The organism is Alteriqipengyuania triglochinis (genome assembly GCF_054655655.1).
The window spans coordinates 83,774-99,629 of record NZ_BAAHNC010000002.1; the positions used below are offsets into that span (position 1 = coordinate 83,774).

Genomic DNA, 15,856 nt, shown 5'->3' on the forward strand with positions numbered 1-15,856 from the left:
TAAGTGCCCGCCTCCTTCCACACCCCGTGGAAAAGCCCATGTTTTCGCCATGTTTCATTTGGGTTTCGGGGCCCGCGCGCCTATATTCGCCCGATGGACGAGAACACACAGAACAATGGTGAAAATGGCCGGAGAACCGGCGAATATGGCGCGGATTCGATCAAGGTGCTCAAGGGCCTCGATGCGGTTCGCAAGCGCCCCGGCATGTATATCGGCGATACCGACGATGGTTCGGGCCTGCACCACATGGTGTTCGAGGTGTCCGACAATGCCATCGACGAAGCGCTGGCGGGCCACTGCGACCTCGTCCTGATCGAACTCAACCCGGACGGCAGCGTCTCGGTGGAAGACAATGGCCGCGGCATTCCGGTCGACATGCACAAGGGCGAAGGCGTCTCCGCCGCAGAGGTCATCATGACCCAGCTGCACGCGGGCGGGAAGTTCGAAAACACCAGCGACGACAATGCCTACAAGGTCTCCGGCGGCCTGCACGGCGTGGGCGTCTCGGTCGTCAACGCGCTGTCCGAATGGCTCGAACTGGTCATCTGGCGCGACGGCAAGGAGCACTGGATGCGCTTCGAGCACGGCGATGCGGTCGCCAGCCTCGAAGTGCGCGGCGATGCGCCGCCGGTGGATTCCAACGGCGACGAGAACGGCCTGAAAAAGGGCACGCGCGTTACCTTCAAGGCCAGCGAGGACACGTTTAAGAACGTCATCGAGTTCGATTTCGACAAGCTCGAGCACCGCTACCGCGAACTCGCCTTCCTCAACTCGGGCGTGCACATCAAGCTGCGCGACCGGCGGAGCGAAGACGTGGCCGAGCACGACCTGTTCTACGAGGGCGGGATCGCGGCCTTCGTCAACTATCTCGACCGCAACAAGGATGCGCTGATCCCCGAGCCTATCTCCGTCTCGGCGGAGAAGGACGGGATCGGCATCGACGTCGCTCTCGAATGGAACGATTCCTATTACGAGAACGTGCTCGCCTTCACGAACAACATCCCGCAGCGCGACGGGGGCACGCACCTTGCCGCATTCCGCACCGCGCTGACCCGTACGCTCAACAACTATGCCGCAGCATCGGGCCTGCTCAAGAAGGAGAAGGTCAGCCTCAGCGGCGAGGACATGCGCGAAGGGCTGACCGCGATCGTTTCGGTCAAGCTGCCCGATCCCAAGTTCAGCTCGCAGACCAAGGACAAGCTGGTTTCATCCGAGGTCCGCTCTCCGCTGGAAAGCCTGATGGGCGACAAGATGACCGAGTGGCTGGAGGAAAATCCCAACCACGCCAAGGCGATCGTCCAGAAAGTCGTCGATGCCGCCGCCGCGCGTGAAGCTGCACGGCGCGCGCGCGAAATGAGCCGCAAGGGCGCGATGAGCGTCGCCAGCCTGCCCGGCAAGCTGGCCGACTGCCAGGAACGCGATCCCAGCAAGTGCGAACTCTTCCTGGTCGAGGGTGACTCGGCCGGCGGCTCTGCCAAGCAGGGGCGCGACCGCAAGACGCAGGCGATCCTGCCGCTTAAGGGCAAGATCCTGAACGTGGAGCGCGCGCGGTTCGACCGGATCATTTCATCCAAGGAAGTCGGCACGCTGATCCAGGCGATGGGCACCGGCATTCGCGACGACTTCAACCTCGAGAAGCTGCGCTACCACAAGATCGTCATCATGACCGACGCCGACGTCGATGGTGCGCATATCCGCACACTGCTGCTGACATTCTTCCACCGCCAGCTGCCCGAAATCGTGAAGAACGGGCATCTCTTCATCGCCCAGCCGCCGCTCTACAAGGTCGCGCGCGGGCGCAGCGAGGTCTACCTGAAGGACGAGCGCGCGCTGGATCGCTATCTGGTCGCCGAAGGGCTGCAGGATCGCGTTCTCGACAGCGCCACCGGCGTGCGCGCCGGGGCGGACCTTTCAGCGCTGGTCGACCATGCGCTGCGGATGCGCAACCTGCTCGCCTATGCGCCGCGCAAGTACGATACCGCGATCGTCGAGACGCTGGCGATGGCGGGCGCCTTCGATCCGGAAAACCTCGCTGCGGGCGACGCGCTCGACCGCGCCGCCGCGCGCCTTCAGATGGGCGACACCGAAGCCAAGTGGAGCGGCGAACGCTCGCCCGACGGCGGCATCATGATGAGCCGCCTGTGGCGCGGAGTGACCGACAGCCACCTGATCGAGGAGAAATTCCTCGAAAGCGCCGAAGCGCGCAAGCTGCACAAGATCGCGGCCGAAAACCTCGACGCTTATGAAAGCGCGGCAAAGCTGGTAAAGCCGAGCGCGGTCGAAGATACGCCCGAGCCCGATGGCGAGGACGAGGTCGCCACGCCCGATCGCTCGGCCACTGCGGGCCAGGGCACGATCATCCGCCCGACCCAGCTGTTCGACGCGGTGATCGCGGCGGGCCGCAAGGGCTTGTCAGTCCAGCGCTACAAGGGTCTTGGCGAGATGAACGCCGAACAGCTGTGGGAGACCACGCTAGACCCGGACAACCGCGCACTGCTGCAGGTGAAGATCGAGGATGCCGACGTGACCGACGAGATTTTCTCGCGGCTGATGGGCGACGTGGTCGAAACCCGGCGCGAGTTCATTCAGGACAATGCTCTGAATGTCGCGAACCTCGATATCTAGGCGCTCAGATCGGTCGCCGGCCGGGGCATCAGCAGGCCCCGGCGGCTCCCCTTCGGTCTGACGCCGTTCATCAGCCACAGCACCAGCGGGCTGCGCCGCAGCAGGCGGTGCGCGCCGTAGGGCAGCACGAAGGCGCCCACGCAGATGATCAGCCACGATGCCAGCGGCGGCAGACTGGCGCCGATGCATAGGATCGCCAGCGCGACCACCACCGGGTGGTGCAGCAGGTAGATCGTGAAAGAGGCGTCGACCAGCCGGTCAATCGTGGCCGAACCGGTCCTCACCACGCGCAGCAGCAGCGCAAGGATGGTCTGCGCCAGACAGAGCGACGACAAGCCGTCGAACAGGATGTCGAGCACCAGCTCCGCCCGCGCCTCGCCCTCCCATAGCCAGACATGCGCCCCCAGTGCGACGAGCCCGATGATCGCGACCGTCGGATCGAACCGCGCAAAGCGGTCCCACAGGGCAGGCGATCGCCGGAGTGCGACGCCGATCGCGAAGAAGGGCGCGAACCGCGCCAGCGAATCGAAGCTGAGCAGCCCGCCCGCAAAACTCAGATCGCTGTGCAGCACATGTTCGCCCACAAGCAGCGCAAGCTCGTAAACCGCGATACCCAGGCCGAGCGCGATGACGCCCGGCGTGCGCATCGGCCGGACGCGGGTCAGCAACGGCCAGAGCGCGGCGAGCAGTGCGCACAACACCAGCAGCGTCGGCAGGAACCACAGATGCGACAGCGGATCGGCCGGAGCGGCCCGGTCGATAATCGTCGTGGGGCCCGCCCTCAGGATCGCCGCCTGCATGGGCACGATCGTCGCCATGCCGAACAGCAGCGGCACGCCCAGCCGCTCGGCCCGGCCCTTCAGCCATTCTGCACGAGAGCGCCGCTCCAGCAGCATGGCGGCGAAGAAGCCCGCGATCAGGAAGAAACCCGGCATGCGAAAATCGCTCAGGATCGGGGGGATGGCGGCGAGGAAAGGATCGCGCGTGCCGCTCATCACCAGCCAGTGGCCGCCCGCAAAGGCGAGGCTGGCGTGGAAGGGAATGCCCAGCAGCATGAACAGCGCCCGCCCCGCGTCGAGGTGGTGATAGCGCTGCGCGCTCGTGCTGGGCGATGCCTCGGGCATGGCCCAGCGCTGCCCCCTTCGCGTCCCGCTGTCGCGCCCGCCGGCGGGGCTGTCTCGGCATAGGACGAGTCTTCGCCGAAACCTTCCCGCGCCCGCTCGACAGCGCCGCGCGGAGCGGGCACGGCACGCGGCGATGGAATACGATGCGATCATCCTTGGCGGCGGAGCGGCCGGCCTGTTCTGCGCCGGCGTGGCCGGCCAGCGCGGGCGGCGCGTGCTGGTGCTCGAAAAGGCCGAGGCGGTGGGCAAGAAGATCCTCATCTCGGGCGGCGGGCGCTGCAATTTCACCAATCTGGGCGCGGGGCCTGCAAACTACCTTTCGGCCAACCCGCACTTCGCCAAGTCCGCGCTCGCCCGCTACTCGCCACGCGACTTCCTCGACCTGGTCGAGCGCTACGGGATCGACTGGCACGAAAAGACGCTCGGCCAGCTGTTCTGCGATGGTTCGGCCAAGCAGATCGTCGCCATGCTCCTTGCCGAATGCGAGAAGGGCGGGGTCGATATCCGCACCGGGCAGGAGATCGGCGGCATTGCGCGGGACGGCGAAGGTTTTTCGGTGGAGGCGAACGGCGAGACGCATCACGCGCCCGCGCTGGTGATCGCGACCGGCGGCCCGTCGATCCCCAAGATGGGCGCGACCGGCATCGCCTACGACCTCGCGCGCCAGTTCGGCCTCAAGGTGGTCGAGCCGCGCCCCGCGCTGGTCCCGCTGACGCTGGGCGGCGAGGATGTGCTGTTCCGCGAGCTCTCGGGCGTCTCCGCCCCGGTCGAGGCCCATGCGGGCAAAGGCAAGCACGCGAGCAAGTTCCGCGAAGCCGCGCTGCTGACGCACAAGGGCCTGTCCGGCCCCGCGATCCTGCAGGCGAGTTCCTACTGGCGCCACGGCGAAGTGCTGCGGATCGATTTCCTGCCCGACCTGCCCCCCGGCTGGCTGGTCGAGGCCAAGACGCGCGCCCCGCGCGCCACCCTCACCCAAGTGCTGCGCGAACACCTGCCCGAACGTTTGGCCGATACGCTCGCCGGGCGCCTCGGGCTCGACGGGCCGATGCAGGGCCTGTCGGACAAGGCACTGCGCCAGGCGGAGGAGCGGCTGCGCGGCTGGCAGTTCCACCCCAACGGCACCGAGGGTTTCGCCAAGGCCGAGGTGACCGCGGGCGGCATCTCGACCGCCGAACTCTCCTCACAGACGATGGAGGCGAAGAAGCTGCCCGGCCTGTACGCGATCGGCGAGGCGGTCGACGTCACGGGGTGGCTGGGCGGCTATAACTTCCAGTGGGCCTGGGCGAGCGGGCAGGCCTGCGGCGAGGCGCTCTGACGCGGCGAAAGCGCCGCCTCGCGCAATTGCCTTCTTGAAGTTGCAACGCGGCGGGAGCAACGCCGCGAGCATGTTCGCACGCACAACCCTCGCCGCCCTGCTCGCCCTCTCGCTGGGGGCATGCGCCACCGTCCCCCAAGAGCAGAGCACTGCGCCCGAGCCGGTGACCATCGGCATCATCGGGCTCAACGATTTCCACGGCAACCTGCAGCCGGTGCAGCGTGCGCTGGAAGTAGACGGCGAGACGCAGGTGCAGGCAGGCGGCGCGGCCTACCTCGCCACCGCGATCGACACCCTGCGCGCCGAGCATCAAAACAGCCTGGTGATCTCGGCGGGCGACCTCATCAGCGCGAGCCCGCTGGTCTCCTCGCTGTTCCTCGACGAACCGACCGTGGGCGCGATGAATCGCATCGGGCTCGATTTCAACGCGGTCGGCAACCACGAATTCGACCGCGGCTGGCGCGAATTGCGCCGTCTTGCCGAGGGCGGGTGCGAGAAGCTGACCATGCGCGAGCCCTGTGCGGTCGAGCCCGACTACAAGGGCGCAGAGTTCGGCTTCCTCGCTGCGAATGTGCTCGCCGGCCCAGAGATCGCAGAGGGCGGCACGTTGTTCCCCGGCACCGCGATCCGTCGCTTGGGTGAGGGCGAGCGGCAGGTCGCGATCGGCATTATCGGCCTGACATTGGAAGGCACGCCCCAGATCGTGTCGCCCGACGGGATCGAAGGCCTGACCTTCGCCGACGAGGCGGACACGATCAACGCCGCCCTGCCCCGCCTGCGGGCCGAGGGTGCGGATGCGATCGTGGTCGCGATCCATCAGGGCCTCGCGCCCGACGAACAGCCCGACGTGTTCGGCTGCGCGGCGATCTCGGGCCCGCTTCGCGAAATCCTCGACCGGCTCGATCCCGGTATCGACGTCGTCATCTCGGGCCACACGCACCGGCCCTATGTGTGCGATTACGCCAGCGTCGATCCCGCACGGCCGATGCTGGTAACCAGCGCGGCGTGGGGCGGCCAGATGCTGACCGATATCGCGCTGACCATCGATCCGGCGGCGGGTCGCGTCATCGCGAAAAACGCCCGCAACCTCGTGATCGCGAATGATGAAGGCACCGCGCGCGATGGCATCCTGCGCCCCGCCGCGCGTCGGGACATCGCCGACTATGTCGCGCGGTATGCGAAGGCCGCGAAGGGCGCCGAAAGCCGCCCGGTCGGCAAGCTCTCGGGCGCGGCGACGAAGGACGGGATCGAGCACGCGCTGGGCAATATCATCGCCGATTCGCAGCTCGCCGCCACGCGCAGCGCGGGCGCGCAGATCGCGCTGATGAACCCCGGCGGCATCCGCGCCGACCTGGTGCCGGACGGAGACGGCACGCTGACCTTCGGCCAGATCTATACCGTCCAGCCCTTCGGCAACACGCTGATCACCAAGAGCTTCACCGGCGCGCAGCTGCTCGCGCTGCTGCGCAGCCAGTTCCGCGAGGATGGCACCACGATCTTCTCCGGGTCGGAAGGCTTCCGCCAGACGCTGGCGCGCGACGGCGATTCCTACCGCTTCGTCTCCGCCACGCTGAACGGCCGCCGGATCGACCCGGCGGCGACCTACCGCGTGACGATGAACAGCTTCCTCGCCACCGGCGGCGACGGATTCGAGATGTTCGCGCAAGGGACCGACGCGGTCACCGGCCCGGTCGATCTCGACGCGACCGAAGCCTACCTCGACGGCGAAGGCGTGCGCGCACTGCCCGCGACCGACCGGATCACGGTGGTGGAATAGGCGATCAGAGCGTGATCGCGGGGAGCATGGGCTCCCCGAACACCACGATCACGAAGCCGATCGAGGCACCGATCCAGGACGCCAGCAGCCATCTCCAGCCAACGCGCGACCGGCGCGCGGAGATGGCCATGAGCACCGCCAGCACGCCCACGACGAGTGCGGGTAGCGCCCATGTCCCGATCCCCAGCAACACACCGATCCGTGCCTCGTCGTTCGGAGCCTGCACGCTCACGGCGGTCGCAAGGATGCGCATCATGAGCGCAGCGAAGACGATGGTCGGCCCAAGCGTGCCGCCGCGCTTGACGAGGGCCACGCCGATGATTGCCAGCACCCCGGTGACCAGCGGCCCGGCGGCATCGACCAGCGCCGCGTCCCGCCAGCCCTGAGCTCCGCCGACGAGCGAGACGCTGTTGATCCGAATGGCCGCTTCGTAGCCAAGCAGCTTTGCTGCCATGAGATGGCCGATTTCGTGCAGCACGTTGCAGACGAGGACGATCGCGGCGGTCAGCCCGACCTGTTTCATGGGATGCAGCATCGGTATTCCCCTGTTTACCCGGTGCCGAGAGCACCCGAGGCAGAGGAAAGCGTCAAGTCGACCGCGTCAAAGGCGTCTCACAGATCGACCAGGGCCGTCACGGACGCCGTCGTCGCTCGGATAAACATCGGCGGCGCGATTTTCCTACCCGGGCATCAGGCGCTACCATCGCCGCCGCTCTTTCCCATCGTCGTCTCGTGACTGCTCGCACAAGTGCCCTTCACTCCCTGCGGAGTGCAAAACGGCAATATGTCACTCTGCGTCGCGCAAGGCTCTGCAAGAACGTCTCTTTTCGAGGGTGACACATGGGTGACACGTGTCACCCAGTGTCACCGGCACCAAGTCTACATCCGGAAGACGCCGAAGCGCGGGCGATCCTCGATCGGGGCTTCGAGGCAGGCGGCGAAGGCGAGGCCGAGGACGTCGCGGGTCTGCACCGGGTCGATCACGCCGTCGTCCCACATCCGCGCGGTGGCGTAGTAGGGATTGCCCTCGTCCTCGTATTTCTGGCGGATCGGGGCCTTGAACTCCTCGGCCTGATCCTCTGTCCAGCTATCCGCATCGCGATGGACCGTGGCGAGCACGCTGGCCGCCTGTTCGCCGCCCATTACCGAGATGCGGCTGTTGGGCCAGCTGAACAGGAAGCGCGGGGAATAGGCGCGCCCCGCCATGCCGTAATTGCCCGCGCCGAAGCTGCCTCCGATCAGGATGGTGACCTTGGGCACCGTGGCGGTGGCGACCGCCGTCACCAGCTTCGCGCCATGCTTGGCGATGCCTTCCGCTTCGTACTTCCCGCCGACCATGAAGCCGGAGATGTTCTGGAGGAACAGCAGCGGGATGCGCCGCTGGCACGCCAGCTCGATGAAGTGCGCGCCCTTCACCGCGCTTTCCGAGAACAGCACGCCATTATTGGCGAGGATCGCCACCGGCATGCCCCAGATATGCGCGAAACCACACACGAGCGAGCTGCCGTAGTCCTTCTTGAACTCGTGGAACTCGCTGCCGTCGGTCAGCCGCGCGATCACCTCGTGAACGTCGTAGGGTGCGCGCACATCCTCGGGGACCAGGGCGTAGAGATCCTCGGCGTCGAACTTCGGCGGGCGCGGGTCCTGCAGTTTGATGTTGGTGGCGGCGTCGGTGTTCTCGCCGAGGTGGCTGACGATATCGCGCACGATGGTCAGCGCGTGCTCGTCGTTCTCGGCGAGGTGATCGACCACGCCGGACTTCTTGGCGTGCAAGTCGCCGCCGCCCAGATCCTCGGCGCTGATCTCCTCGCCCGTCGCGGCCTTCACCAGCGGCGGTCCGGCGAGGAAGATCGTGCCCTGGTTGCGTACGATCACGCTCTCGTCGCTCATCGCGGGCACGTAAGCCCCGCCCGCGGTGCAGCTGCCCATCACGCAGGCGATCTGCGGAATGCCCAGGCTGCTCATCTGCGCCTGGTTGAAGAAGATGCGTCCGAAGTGTTCCTTGTCCGGAAAAACCTCGGCCTGAAAAGGCAGGTTCGCCCCGCCGCTATCGACCAGATAGATGCACGGCAGGCGGTTTTCCTGCGCGATTTCCTGCGCGCGCAGATGCTTCTTGACCGTCATCGGGTAGTAGGAGCCACCCTTCACGGTCGGATCGTTGCACACGACCATCACCTGCCGCCCGCTGACGCGCCCGACGCCGCAAATCATCGAGGCGCCGTTGACGTCGCCGCCGTACATGCCGTTCGCGGCCAACTGCCCGATCTCGAGGAAGGGCGAGCCGGGATCGAGCAGCCGCTCGACCCGCTCGCGGGGCAGCAGCTTGCCGCGCGAGACATGCCGCTCGCGATGCTTCTCGCTCCCGCCCAGCGCCGCCTCGGCGACCTTCTCGCGCAGTTCGGTGGCCAGTGCCTTATTGTGATCGAAGCGCGCCTTGGCATCCGGCGCGTCGCGGTCGAGCGTCGAGGTGAGGGTGGGTGCGGTCATATGATCTATCTCAACGCTTCTTCACGAACTCGGCGCGCAGGACGAGGCCCTTGATGCCGGGGTATTTGCAGTCGATCTCCTGCGCGTCGCCGGTCAGGCGGATCGACTTGATCAGCGTGCCCTGTTTCAGCGTCTTGCCCGCGCCCTTGACCTCGAGGTCCTTGATCAGCGTCACCTGGTCGCCATCCTGAAGCAGGTTGCCGACCGCGTCGCGCACTTCCACCTGGCCCTCGGCAGCCTGCTTGGCCGCGAGTTCGGAGGCGGGCATCCATTCGCCACTTTCCTCGTCGTAGACGTAATCTTCGTCGGCGCTCATTGCGATGGTCCTTCGAGATGATCGGCGAAGAAGGGCATCACGTGATCGGCGAAACGCTCGTTCACGCGGTTGGTGTGGTCGCCTTCGTAGAGTTCGAAATCATAGTCGACGCCGAACCGGTCCAGCTCGGCGCGCCAGATGCGGTTGCCGTCGAGCAGGAAGTCCTTGTCGCCGATATCCATCGCAAACCCGTCGAGCGTGGTGAGCGAGCGCAGATATTGCGGCAGGATCACGACCGGTGCGTTGGCGGCAATGCGCTGGTTGACCAGGGGGTCAATGGTGCCGTCCTCACGCAGGCCGGTATCGGCCTTGAGGAAGCCTTCATCCGTGGGATCGGGCGACCAGGCGACCAGCGTGGAGATCGCGGCGAGCTGGAAGAACTCCGCATTCTCGACCTCTTCGGGGCTCATCTGCTCGATCCGCTGCGCCACCTGCGGCGTCATCGCAGAAGGTTCGAGGCAGCAGGCGCTCATCATGTAGATGCTGGAGAAGATGCCCGGGTTCTTCAGCGCGACGCGCGCCGTGCCGTATCCACCCATCGAATGGCCCGAAAGGCCGCGGCTCTGCGGATCGGCGATCGAGCGGTAATTGGCGTCCACCCAACCGACCAGATCATGCGCGACGAAGCCTTCGTAGTCGCCCACGGTCGGCCCGGAGGAATAGAAGGCGCCCTTCCACTTGGAGTCGCCGTTGGGGACGACCAGGATCATCGGATGCCCCGCTTCGGCAGCCTTGTCGACCGCGGCGGTGAAATCGATGTGATGCTCGATGTAGCGCTTGGGCGAGCCCCAGTAGCCGTGGAGGAAATAGACCACCGGATAATGCGCATCGGGGTTCTCGTCATAGCCCGGCGGGGTGATGACATAGACCTCGCGGTCGGCGGTGTTGCCTTCCAGATTGCCCTCGATCGCGGGGCTGTGGACGGTCTCGATCGTGAGCCGCGCGGCCTCCTGCGCGGCGGCGGGCATGGCCAGCGCTGCGGCGAGGCCGAGGGTGATGGCGAATTTTCTGAACATCGTCCGGTCCCTTATCCCGCCGCGCCGATGAGCTCGCGCCCGATCAGCATCCGGCGGATTTCGTTGGTGCCCGCGCCGATGTCGAGCAGCTTGGCATCGCGCATATAGCGTTCCACCGGCCAGTCGAGCGTATAACCCGCCCCGCCCAGCGCCTGCACGCTTTCCGCCGCGACGCGGAAGGCGTTTTCCGAGGCCAGCAGGATCGCGCCCGCCGCATCAAAGCGGGTCGTCTGGTCGGCATCGCAGGCCTTGGCCACCGCATAGGTGTACGCGCGCGCCGATTGCAGCGCGACATACATGTCCGCCACCTTGGCCTGCATCAGCTGGAAGCTTCCGATCGGTTTGCCGAACTGCGTGCGTTCGCGAAGGTACGGGATCACGGTATCGAGGCAAGCCTGCATGATGCCCAGCTGAAGCCCGGCGAGCACCACGCGCTCGTAATCCAGCCCGCTCATCAACACGCTCACGCCGCCGCCAACCGGGCCCATCACGCGGTCCTCGGGTACGAAGCAATCGTCGAACACCAGCTCGCTGGTCGGCGAGCCACGCATGCCGACCTTTTCGATCTTCTGGCCGATGGAAAAGCCCTCGTCCCCCTTCTCGATCAGGAAGGCGGTGATCCCGCGCGATCCGGCTTCGCTGTCGGTCTTGGCATAGACCACCAGCGTATCGGCGTAGGGTGCGTTGGTGATCCAGAACTTGGTGCCGTTGAGCCGGTAACCGCCGTCCACCGCATCGGCCTTCAGCTTCATCGATACGACGTCCGAACCCGCATTCACCTCGCTCATCGCGAGGCTGCCGACATGCTCTCCGCTGACGAGCTTGGGCAAGTACTTCGCCTTCTGCTCGTCATTGCCCCAGCGCGCGATCTGGTTGATGCACAGGTTGGAATGCGCGCCGTAGCTCAGGCCGACCGAGGCGCTTGCACGGCTCACTTCCTCAACCGCAACGACATGCTCGAGATAGCCGAGCCCCAGCCCGCCATCGGCTTCGGCCACGGTGATCCCGTGCAGGCCCAGAGCGCCCATCTGCTCCCACAGCTCGTCGCGGGGGAACCAGTCTTCACGGTCGACCTTCTCGGCCAGCGGGGCAATCTGTTCGTCGGCGAAGCGCGACACGCTTTCGCGGATCATCGCGGCGCTTTCGCCAAGCTGGAAATCGAAATCGGGGGTTGCGCGCATCGGGGGTGCTTCCTTCTCTTGCGGGCTGCGCATAGCAAGCGCTCGGGCGCAGGCAAACCGCGGCGACGGCGTTGGCAAAAATCATTGCGTGGCAAGCTTTTGTGGCGAAGACCGTCAGGCGCCCTATATTCACCGATCCTGGATTGGGATCCGAGGGGGGCACATGGACCAGCCGATCGACAGCAGTAGCCTGGGCGCGAATCGTCTGGAAGGCACGGGCAGACGCGCGGAAGACCGGCTCGACGAGCTTGCCCGGTACGGCATCGATTCGCTCGAGGACGATCCCGAGCTGCGCGCCATTGCCGATTTCGCGGCACGCCTGTGCGAAACGCCGAGCGCGAGCGTCACCATCGTCGAGCATGAGCGGCAGCGCTTTCTCGCCCGCCACGGGATGGACAGCCGCGAAACGCCGCGTTCGGTCAGCTTCTGTGCGCATGCGATGGAAGGGCGCGATCTGTTCGTGGTGCCCGACGCGACCCAAGACCCTCGCTTCGCGGACAACGCGCTGGTCACGGGCGATCCTCATATCCGCTTCTACGCAGGCGCGCCGCTGGTCGCCGATGACGGGACCGAGCTTGGCGCGCTGTGCGTGATCGATACCGAGCCGCATCCGCATGGCCTCTCCCCCCTGCAGGAGGACGGGCTGCGGGTGCTCGCGCGATCCGCTTTGCGGCGCTTCGTCAACGAGCGCGAGGCGCTGCGATCGCGCAAGGAGACGCGCGAGCGCGCGCGCATGCTGGGGCTGGTGCTCGACACGGTGCCGGGCATCGCCTGGTCCGCCGATGAAGGCCTCACCTTCGACTTCTTCAATGCCCGCTGGCACGAAGTGACCGGAGCGCCCCCGCCAGCGTCTCTGGAAGACTGGCGCCCGCATATTCATCCCGAAGAGTTCGAGGGCACGATCGCCAGGCTTGAACTGGCGAGCCGCCAGAAGCAGGTCTTCAGCGACGAATGGCGACTGCGGCTCCAGGACGGGTCCTATCGCTGGGCACTCAGCCGCGCGGTGCCGATCGAAATGGACGATGGCAGCTGGCGTTGGGTCGGCACGATCATCGATATCGACGATGCCCACCGCCTGTCCGAAAGCCGCGACTTGCTGGCACGCGAATTGTCGCACCGGATCAAGAACATCTTCGCGGTCGTCGCCAGCCTCATCACCCTGTCCGCCCGGCGCGATCCGCAGCTGCGCAGCTTCGCTTCGGAAATGACCGAGAAGATCTCGGCGCTTGGCCGCGCGCACGAATTCGTCGCGCCCACCGGGCGGATGGAGCGCAATTCGCTGCACGGATTGCTGGAACAAATCTTCGCGCCCTATTCGGGGCAGGACGGCACACGGGTCGAGGTGTCGGGCGAGAACCCGTCGATCCAGGCGCGCAGTGCCACCCCGCTGGCGCTGGTGTTCCATGAACTGGCGACCAATTCCGCCAAATACGGCGTGCTGTCCAAGGATGACGGCGCGGTCGCCGTCACGATCGCGCTGCCCGAAGCCGAGACGCTGCGAATCGTGTGGCACGAACCCGGTGTCACCCCGCCCGACGAACAGAGCGAGGGCTTTGGCTCGCGCCTGCTACGGATGAGCGTGGAAGGCCAGATGCAGGGCAGCATCGGGCGCAGCTGGGACGACGACGGCCTCTCGGTCGTACTCGACCTTTCCCTGCCCATGCTGACCGGGTAGCACCGCTCGCATGGCATCCGCGCTTCGCTTCGAAGGCATCAGCAAACGCTATGACAGCACCCAGGCACTGGCCGGGATCGACCTGACCGTGCAGCCCGGCAGTTTCGTGGCGCTGGTCGGCGCCTCGGGATCGGGCAAGTCGACCCTGCTCAAGACGATCAACCGCCTGGTGGAGCCTACCGAAGGCCGCGTCCTGCTGAACGATGAGGATGTGGCGAGCCGCGATCCCACCGCGATGCGGCGCAACACCGGCTACGTCTTCCAGCGGATCGGCCTGTTCCCGCACATGAGCGTGGCGGAAAATATCGCGATCGGCCCGCGTCTCGTCGGAGACAGGCTGAGCGCGGAGCGGATCGGCGAACTCCTGACGCTGGTCGATCTCGATCCCGCGATGGCCAATCGCCTGCCCGATGCGCTTTCTGGCGGGCAGCAGCAGCGCGTCGGCGTGGCCCGGGCGCTGGCAGGCGATCCCTCCCTTTTGCTGATGGACGAACCCTTCGGCGCGCTCGATCCGGTCACTCGCGATGCGCTCGGCACCCGGGTGCGCGACCTGCACGAGACACTCGACCTCACCACCATCATGGTCACGCACGACATGGCCGAGGCGCTGATCCTGGCCGACCGGGTGCTGGTGATGGACAAGGGACGGATCGTGGCCGACGAAACACCGCAGGCCCTCGCCAGCGGCAAGGGCGGCGAAGTGGCTCAGGAACTGGTTTCCGTCCCGCGCCACCAAGCCGAAAAGCTGAAAGGTCTTGAGGCGTGAACGGCGTGTGGAACGCGCTGATGGGCCTCGGCGATGTGCTGGCGCAGCACGTCATCCTCGCCGCCTGCGCCATCGGGCTGGGCATCGCGGTCGCGCTGCCGCTGGCCGTATGGGCGAGCCGATCGCAGGCGGTCGCGCGCGGCGCACTCGGCTTTGCGAGCCTCGTGCAGACGATCCCCGCGCTCGCGCTGCTGGCGCTGTTCTTCCCGATCCTGCTGAGCCTGCGCGCGGTCTTCGGTGAAGGCCTGCCAACTCTCGGCTTCCTGCCCGCGCTGCTGGCGCTGGCGCTCTACGCGCTGCTGCCGATCCTGCGCAACGCGGTCACCGCCCAAACGAATCTCGACCCCGGTGTGCTCGAAGCCGCCGACGGCGTGGGGATGAGCTTCTGGCAGCGCCTGCGGCTGGTCGAGGCACCGCTCGCCGCGCCTTACATCATGGCGGGGATCCGCACCGCTGCGGTGTGGACCATCGGCGCGGCGACGCTTTCCACCACCATTGGCCAACCGAGCCTGGGCGATCCGATCTTTGCCGGGCTGCAGACGCAGAACTGGTCGCTGGTGCTGGCCGGATGCATCGCCAGCGCGGGGCTCGCGATCATCGCCGACGCGCTGCTCGGCACGATCGAGGCGGGTTTCCGGCGCCGCGACCGGCGGCTGTGGCTGGGCGGCGCGATCGCCGTGGCGCTGGGCGTGGCCGCCGCCTTCGCCAGCCAGGTCGACTGGAGCCGGGACGACGGGCGCGAGACGATCATCATCGGCACCAAGCAATTTTCGGAACAGTTGATCCTCGGGCGGCTGGTCGGCGCGCAGCTCGAACAGGCCGGCTACGATGTCGAATATCGCGAAGGCCTCGGTTCGGCGGTGGTCGCGCAGGCGGTCGCCAACGGATCGATCGACATCTATTTCGACTACACCGGCACGATCTGGGCCAACCAGATGAAGCGAACCGACAATCCCGGGCGCGATGCGATGTACCAGGCGATCGTCGACTGGGAGCGCGAGGTGCAGGGCACCCGCGTCCTCGGCAAGCTGGGGTTCGAAAACGCCTATGCCTTCGCCATGCGCGAAGATCGCGCGGCAGAGCTGGGCATCCGCACGATCGAGGATCTGGCACGCGCCGCACCGCGGCTGGTGGCGGGCGGCGATCCGGAATGGTTCGAGCGGCCCGAATGGTTCGCGGTACGCGATGCCTACGGACTGAACTTCGCGAACGAGCGCAATTTCTCGCCGACCTTCATGTACAACGCGCTCAGGTCCGGCGATGCCGACGTCATCAGCGCCTACACGTCCGACGGGAGGATCGCGGCGGATAGCCTGATGATCCTCGAAGACCCGCGCGAGGCGCTGCCGAGCTACGACACGCTCATCATCCTTTCGCCCGAACGTGCCGATGACGAGCGGCTGATAGCCGCGCTGCGCCCGCTGCTAGGCAGCATCAATGTGGAGGCAATGCGCGAGGCGAATTTCTCGGTCGACCGGACCGACGGCGACAAGCACAGCCCGCGCGAGGCCGCAGCATGGCTCGCGCAGGAAATCGGGCTCGAATAGCGTTGGGCAATGGGGCCGGGATACCGG

The 15,856-nt window shown here is 66.5% G+C and carries 12 protein-coding genes; 6 read left to right on the forward strand and 6 right to left on the reverse strand.

Annotation, left to right across the window (positions count from 1 at the left end; all coding sequences use genetic code 11):
* Positions 1 to 93: 93 nt before the first annotated feature.
* Entirely contained in the window at positions 94 to 2,625 is a 2,532-nt protein-coding gene (gene gyrB / locus ACYQ0L_RS06165; RefSeq protein WP_459788159.1) for a DNA topoisomerase (ATP-hydrolyzing) subunit B, read from the forward strand.
* On the opposite strand, the gene ACYQ0L_RS06170 is transcribed toward gyrB, so the two are convergent.
* Complete coding sequence (locus ACYQ0L_RS06170; RefSeq protein WP_459788160.1) at positions 2,622 to 3,749, reverse strand: acyltransferase family protein; 1,128 nt, start codon at positions 3,747 to 3,749, stop codon at positions 2,622 to 2,624. The two genes, gyrB and ACYQ0L_RS06170, sit on opposite strands and share 4 nt — an antisense overlap.
* Before the next feature lie 133 nt (positions 3,750 to 3,882).
* Here ACYQ0L_RS06170 and ACYQ0L_RS06175 point away from each other — a divergent pair, with 133 nt between their 5' ends.
* Both ACYQ0L_RS06175 and ACYQ0L_RS06180 read left to right on the forward strand, forming a co-directional pair.
* Positions 3,883 to 5,064, forward strand: a complete 1,182-nt coding sequence (locus ACYQ0L_RS06175; RefSeq protein WP_459788161.1) for a BaiN/RdsA family NAD(P)/FAD-dependent oxidoreductase — start codon at positions 3,883 to 3,885, stop codon at positions 5,062 to 5,064.
* Between the two features lie 70 nt (positions 5,065 to 5,134).
* Positions 5,135 to 6,841 (forward strand): bifunctional metallophosphatase/5'-nucleotidase, encoded by a 1,707-nt coding sequence (locus ACYQ0L_RS06180; RefSeq protein ID WP_459788162.1) that lies wholly within the window; start codon positions 5,135 to 5,137, stop codon positions 6,839 to 6,841.
* A 4-nt stretch (positions 6,842 to 6,845) separates the two neighbouring features.
* Here ACYQ0L_RS06180 and ACYQ0L_RS06185 read toward each other — a convergent pair whose 3' ends face one another.
* The 5 genes from ACYQ0L_RS06185 to ACYQ0L_RS06205 form a co-directional block, all read right to left on the reverse strand.
* The gene (locus tag ACYQ0L_RS06185; protein WP_459788163.1) at positions 6,846 to 7,376 is read right to left on the reverse strand and encodes a hypothetical protein; all 531 of its coding nucleotides are present in this window, start codon (positions 7,374 to 7,376) and stop codon (positions 6,846 to 6,848) included.
* 344 nt (positions 7,377 to 7,720) lie between these two features.
* Positions 7,721 to 9,328 (reverse strand): carboxyl transferase domain-containing protein, encoded by a 1,608-nt coding sequence (locus ACYQ0L_RS06190; RefSeq protein WP_459788164.1) that lies wholly within the window; start codon positions 9,326 to 9,328, stop codon positions 7,721 to 7,723.
* A gap of 10 nt (positions 9,329 to 9,338) precedes the next feature.
* Complete coding sequence (locus tag ACYQ0L_RS06195; protein WP_459788165.1) at positions 9,339 to 9,644, reverse strand: alkylphosphonate utilization protein; 306 nt, start codon at positions 9,642 to 9,644, stop codon at positions 9,339 to 9,341.
* Positions 9,641 to 10,660 carry an alpha/beta hydrolase gene (locus ACYQ0L_RS06200; protein WP_459788166.1) on the reverse strand — a complete coding sequence of 340 codons (1,020 nt, stop codon included), beginning with the start codon at positions 10,658 to 10,660 and terminating at the stop codon, positions 9,641 to 9,643. Before ACYQ0L_RS06200 ends, ACYQ0L_RS06195 begins: the two co-directional genes overlap by 4 nt.
* A gap of 11 nt (positions 10,661 to 10,671) precedes the next feature.
* Positions 10,672 to 11,841 (reverse strand): isovaleryl-CoA dehydrogenase, encoded by a 1,170-nt coding sequence (locus tag ACYQ0L_RS06205; RefSeq protein WP_459788167.1) that lies wholly within the window; start codon positions 11,839 to 11,841, stop codon positions 10,672 to 10,674.
* Positions 11,842 to 12,004: 163 nt separating this feature from the next.
* Between ACYQ0L_RS06205 and ACYQ0L_RS06210 the strand changes: the two genes are divergently transcribed.
* Genes ACYQ0L_RS06210 through ACYQ0L_RS06220 form a run of 3 tightly spaced genes read left to right on the forward strand, consistent with a single transcriptional unit; the run spans position 12,005 to position 15,829 of the window.
* A complete protein-coding gene (locus ACYQ0L_RS06210) occupies positions 12,005 to 13,516 on the forward strand; it encodes an HWE histidine kinase domain-containing protein (protein ID WP_459788168.1) in 1,512 nt (503 codons plus the stop codon).
* A 10-nt stretch (positions 13,517 to 13,526) separates the two neighbouring features.
* The gene (locus tag ACYQ0L_RS06215) at positions 13,527 to 14,282 is read left to right on the forward strand and encodes an ATP-binding cassette domain-containing protein (RefSeq protein WP_459788169.1); all 756 of its coding nucleotides are present in this window, start codon (positions 13,527 to 13,529) and stop codon (positions 14,280 to 14,282) included.
* Positions 14,279 to 15,829: an ABC transporter permease/substrate-binding protein gene (locus ACYQ0L_RS06220; RefSeq protein WP_459788170.1), complete on the forward strand. Its 1,551-nt coding sequence runs from the start codon at positions 14,279 to 14,281 to the stop codon at positions 15,827 to 15,829. Before ACYQ0L_RS06215 ends, ACYQ0L_RS06220 begins: the two co-directional genes overlap by 4 nt.
* Positions 15,830 to 15,856 lie beyond the last annotated feature (27 nt).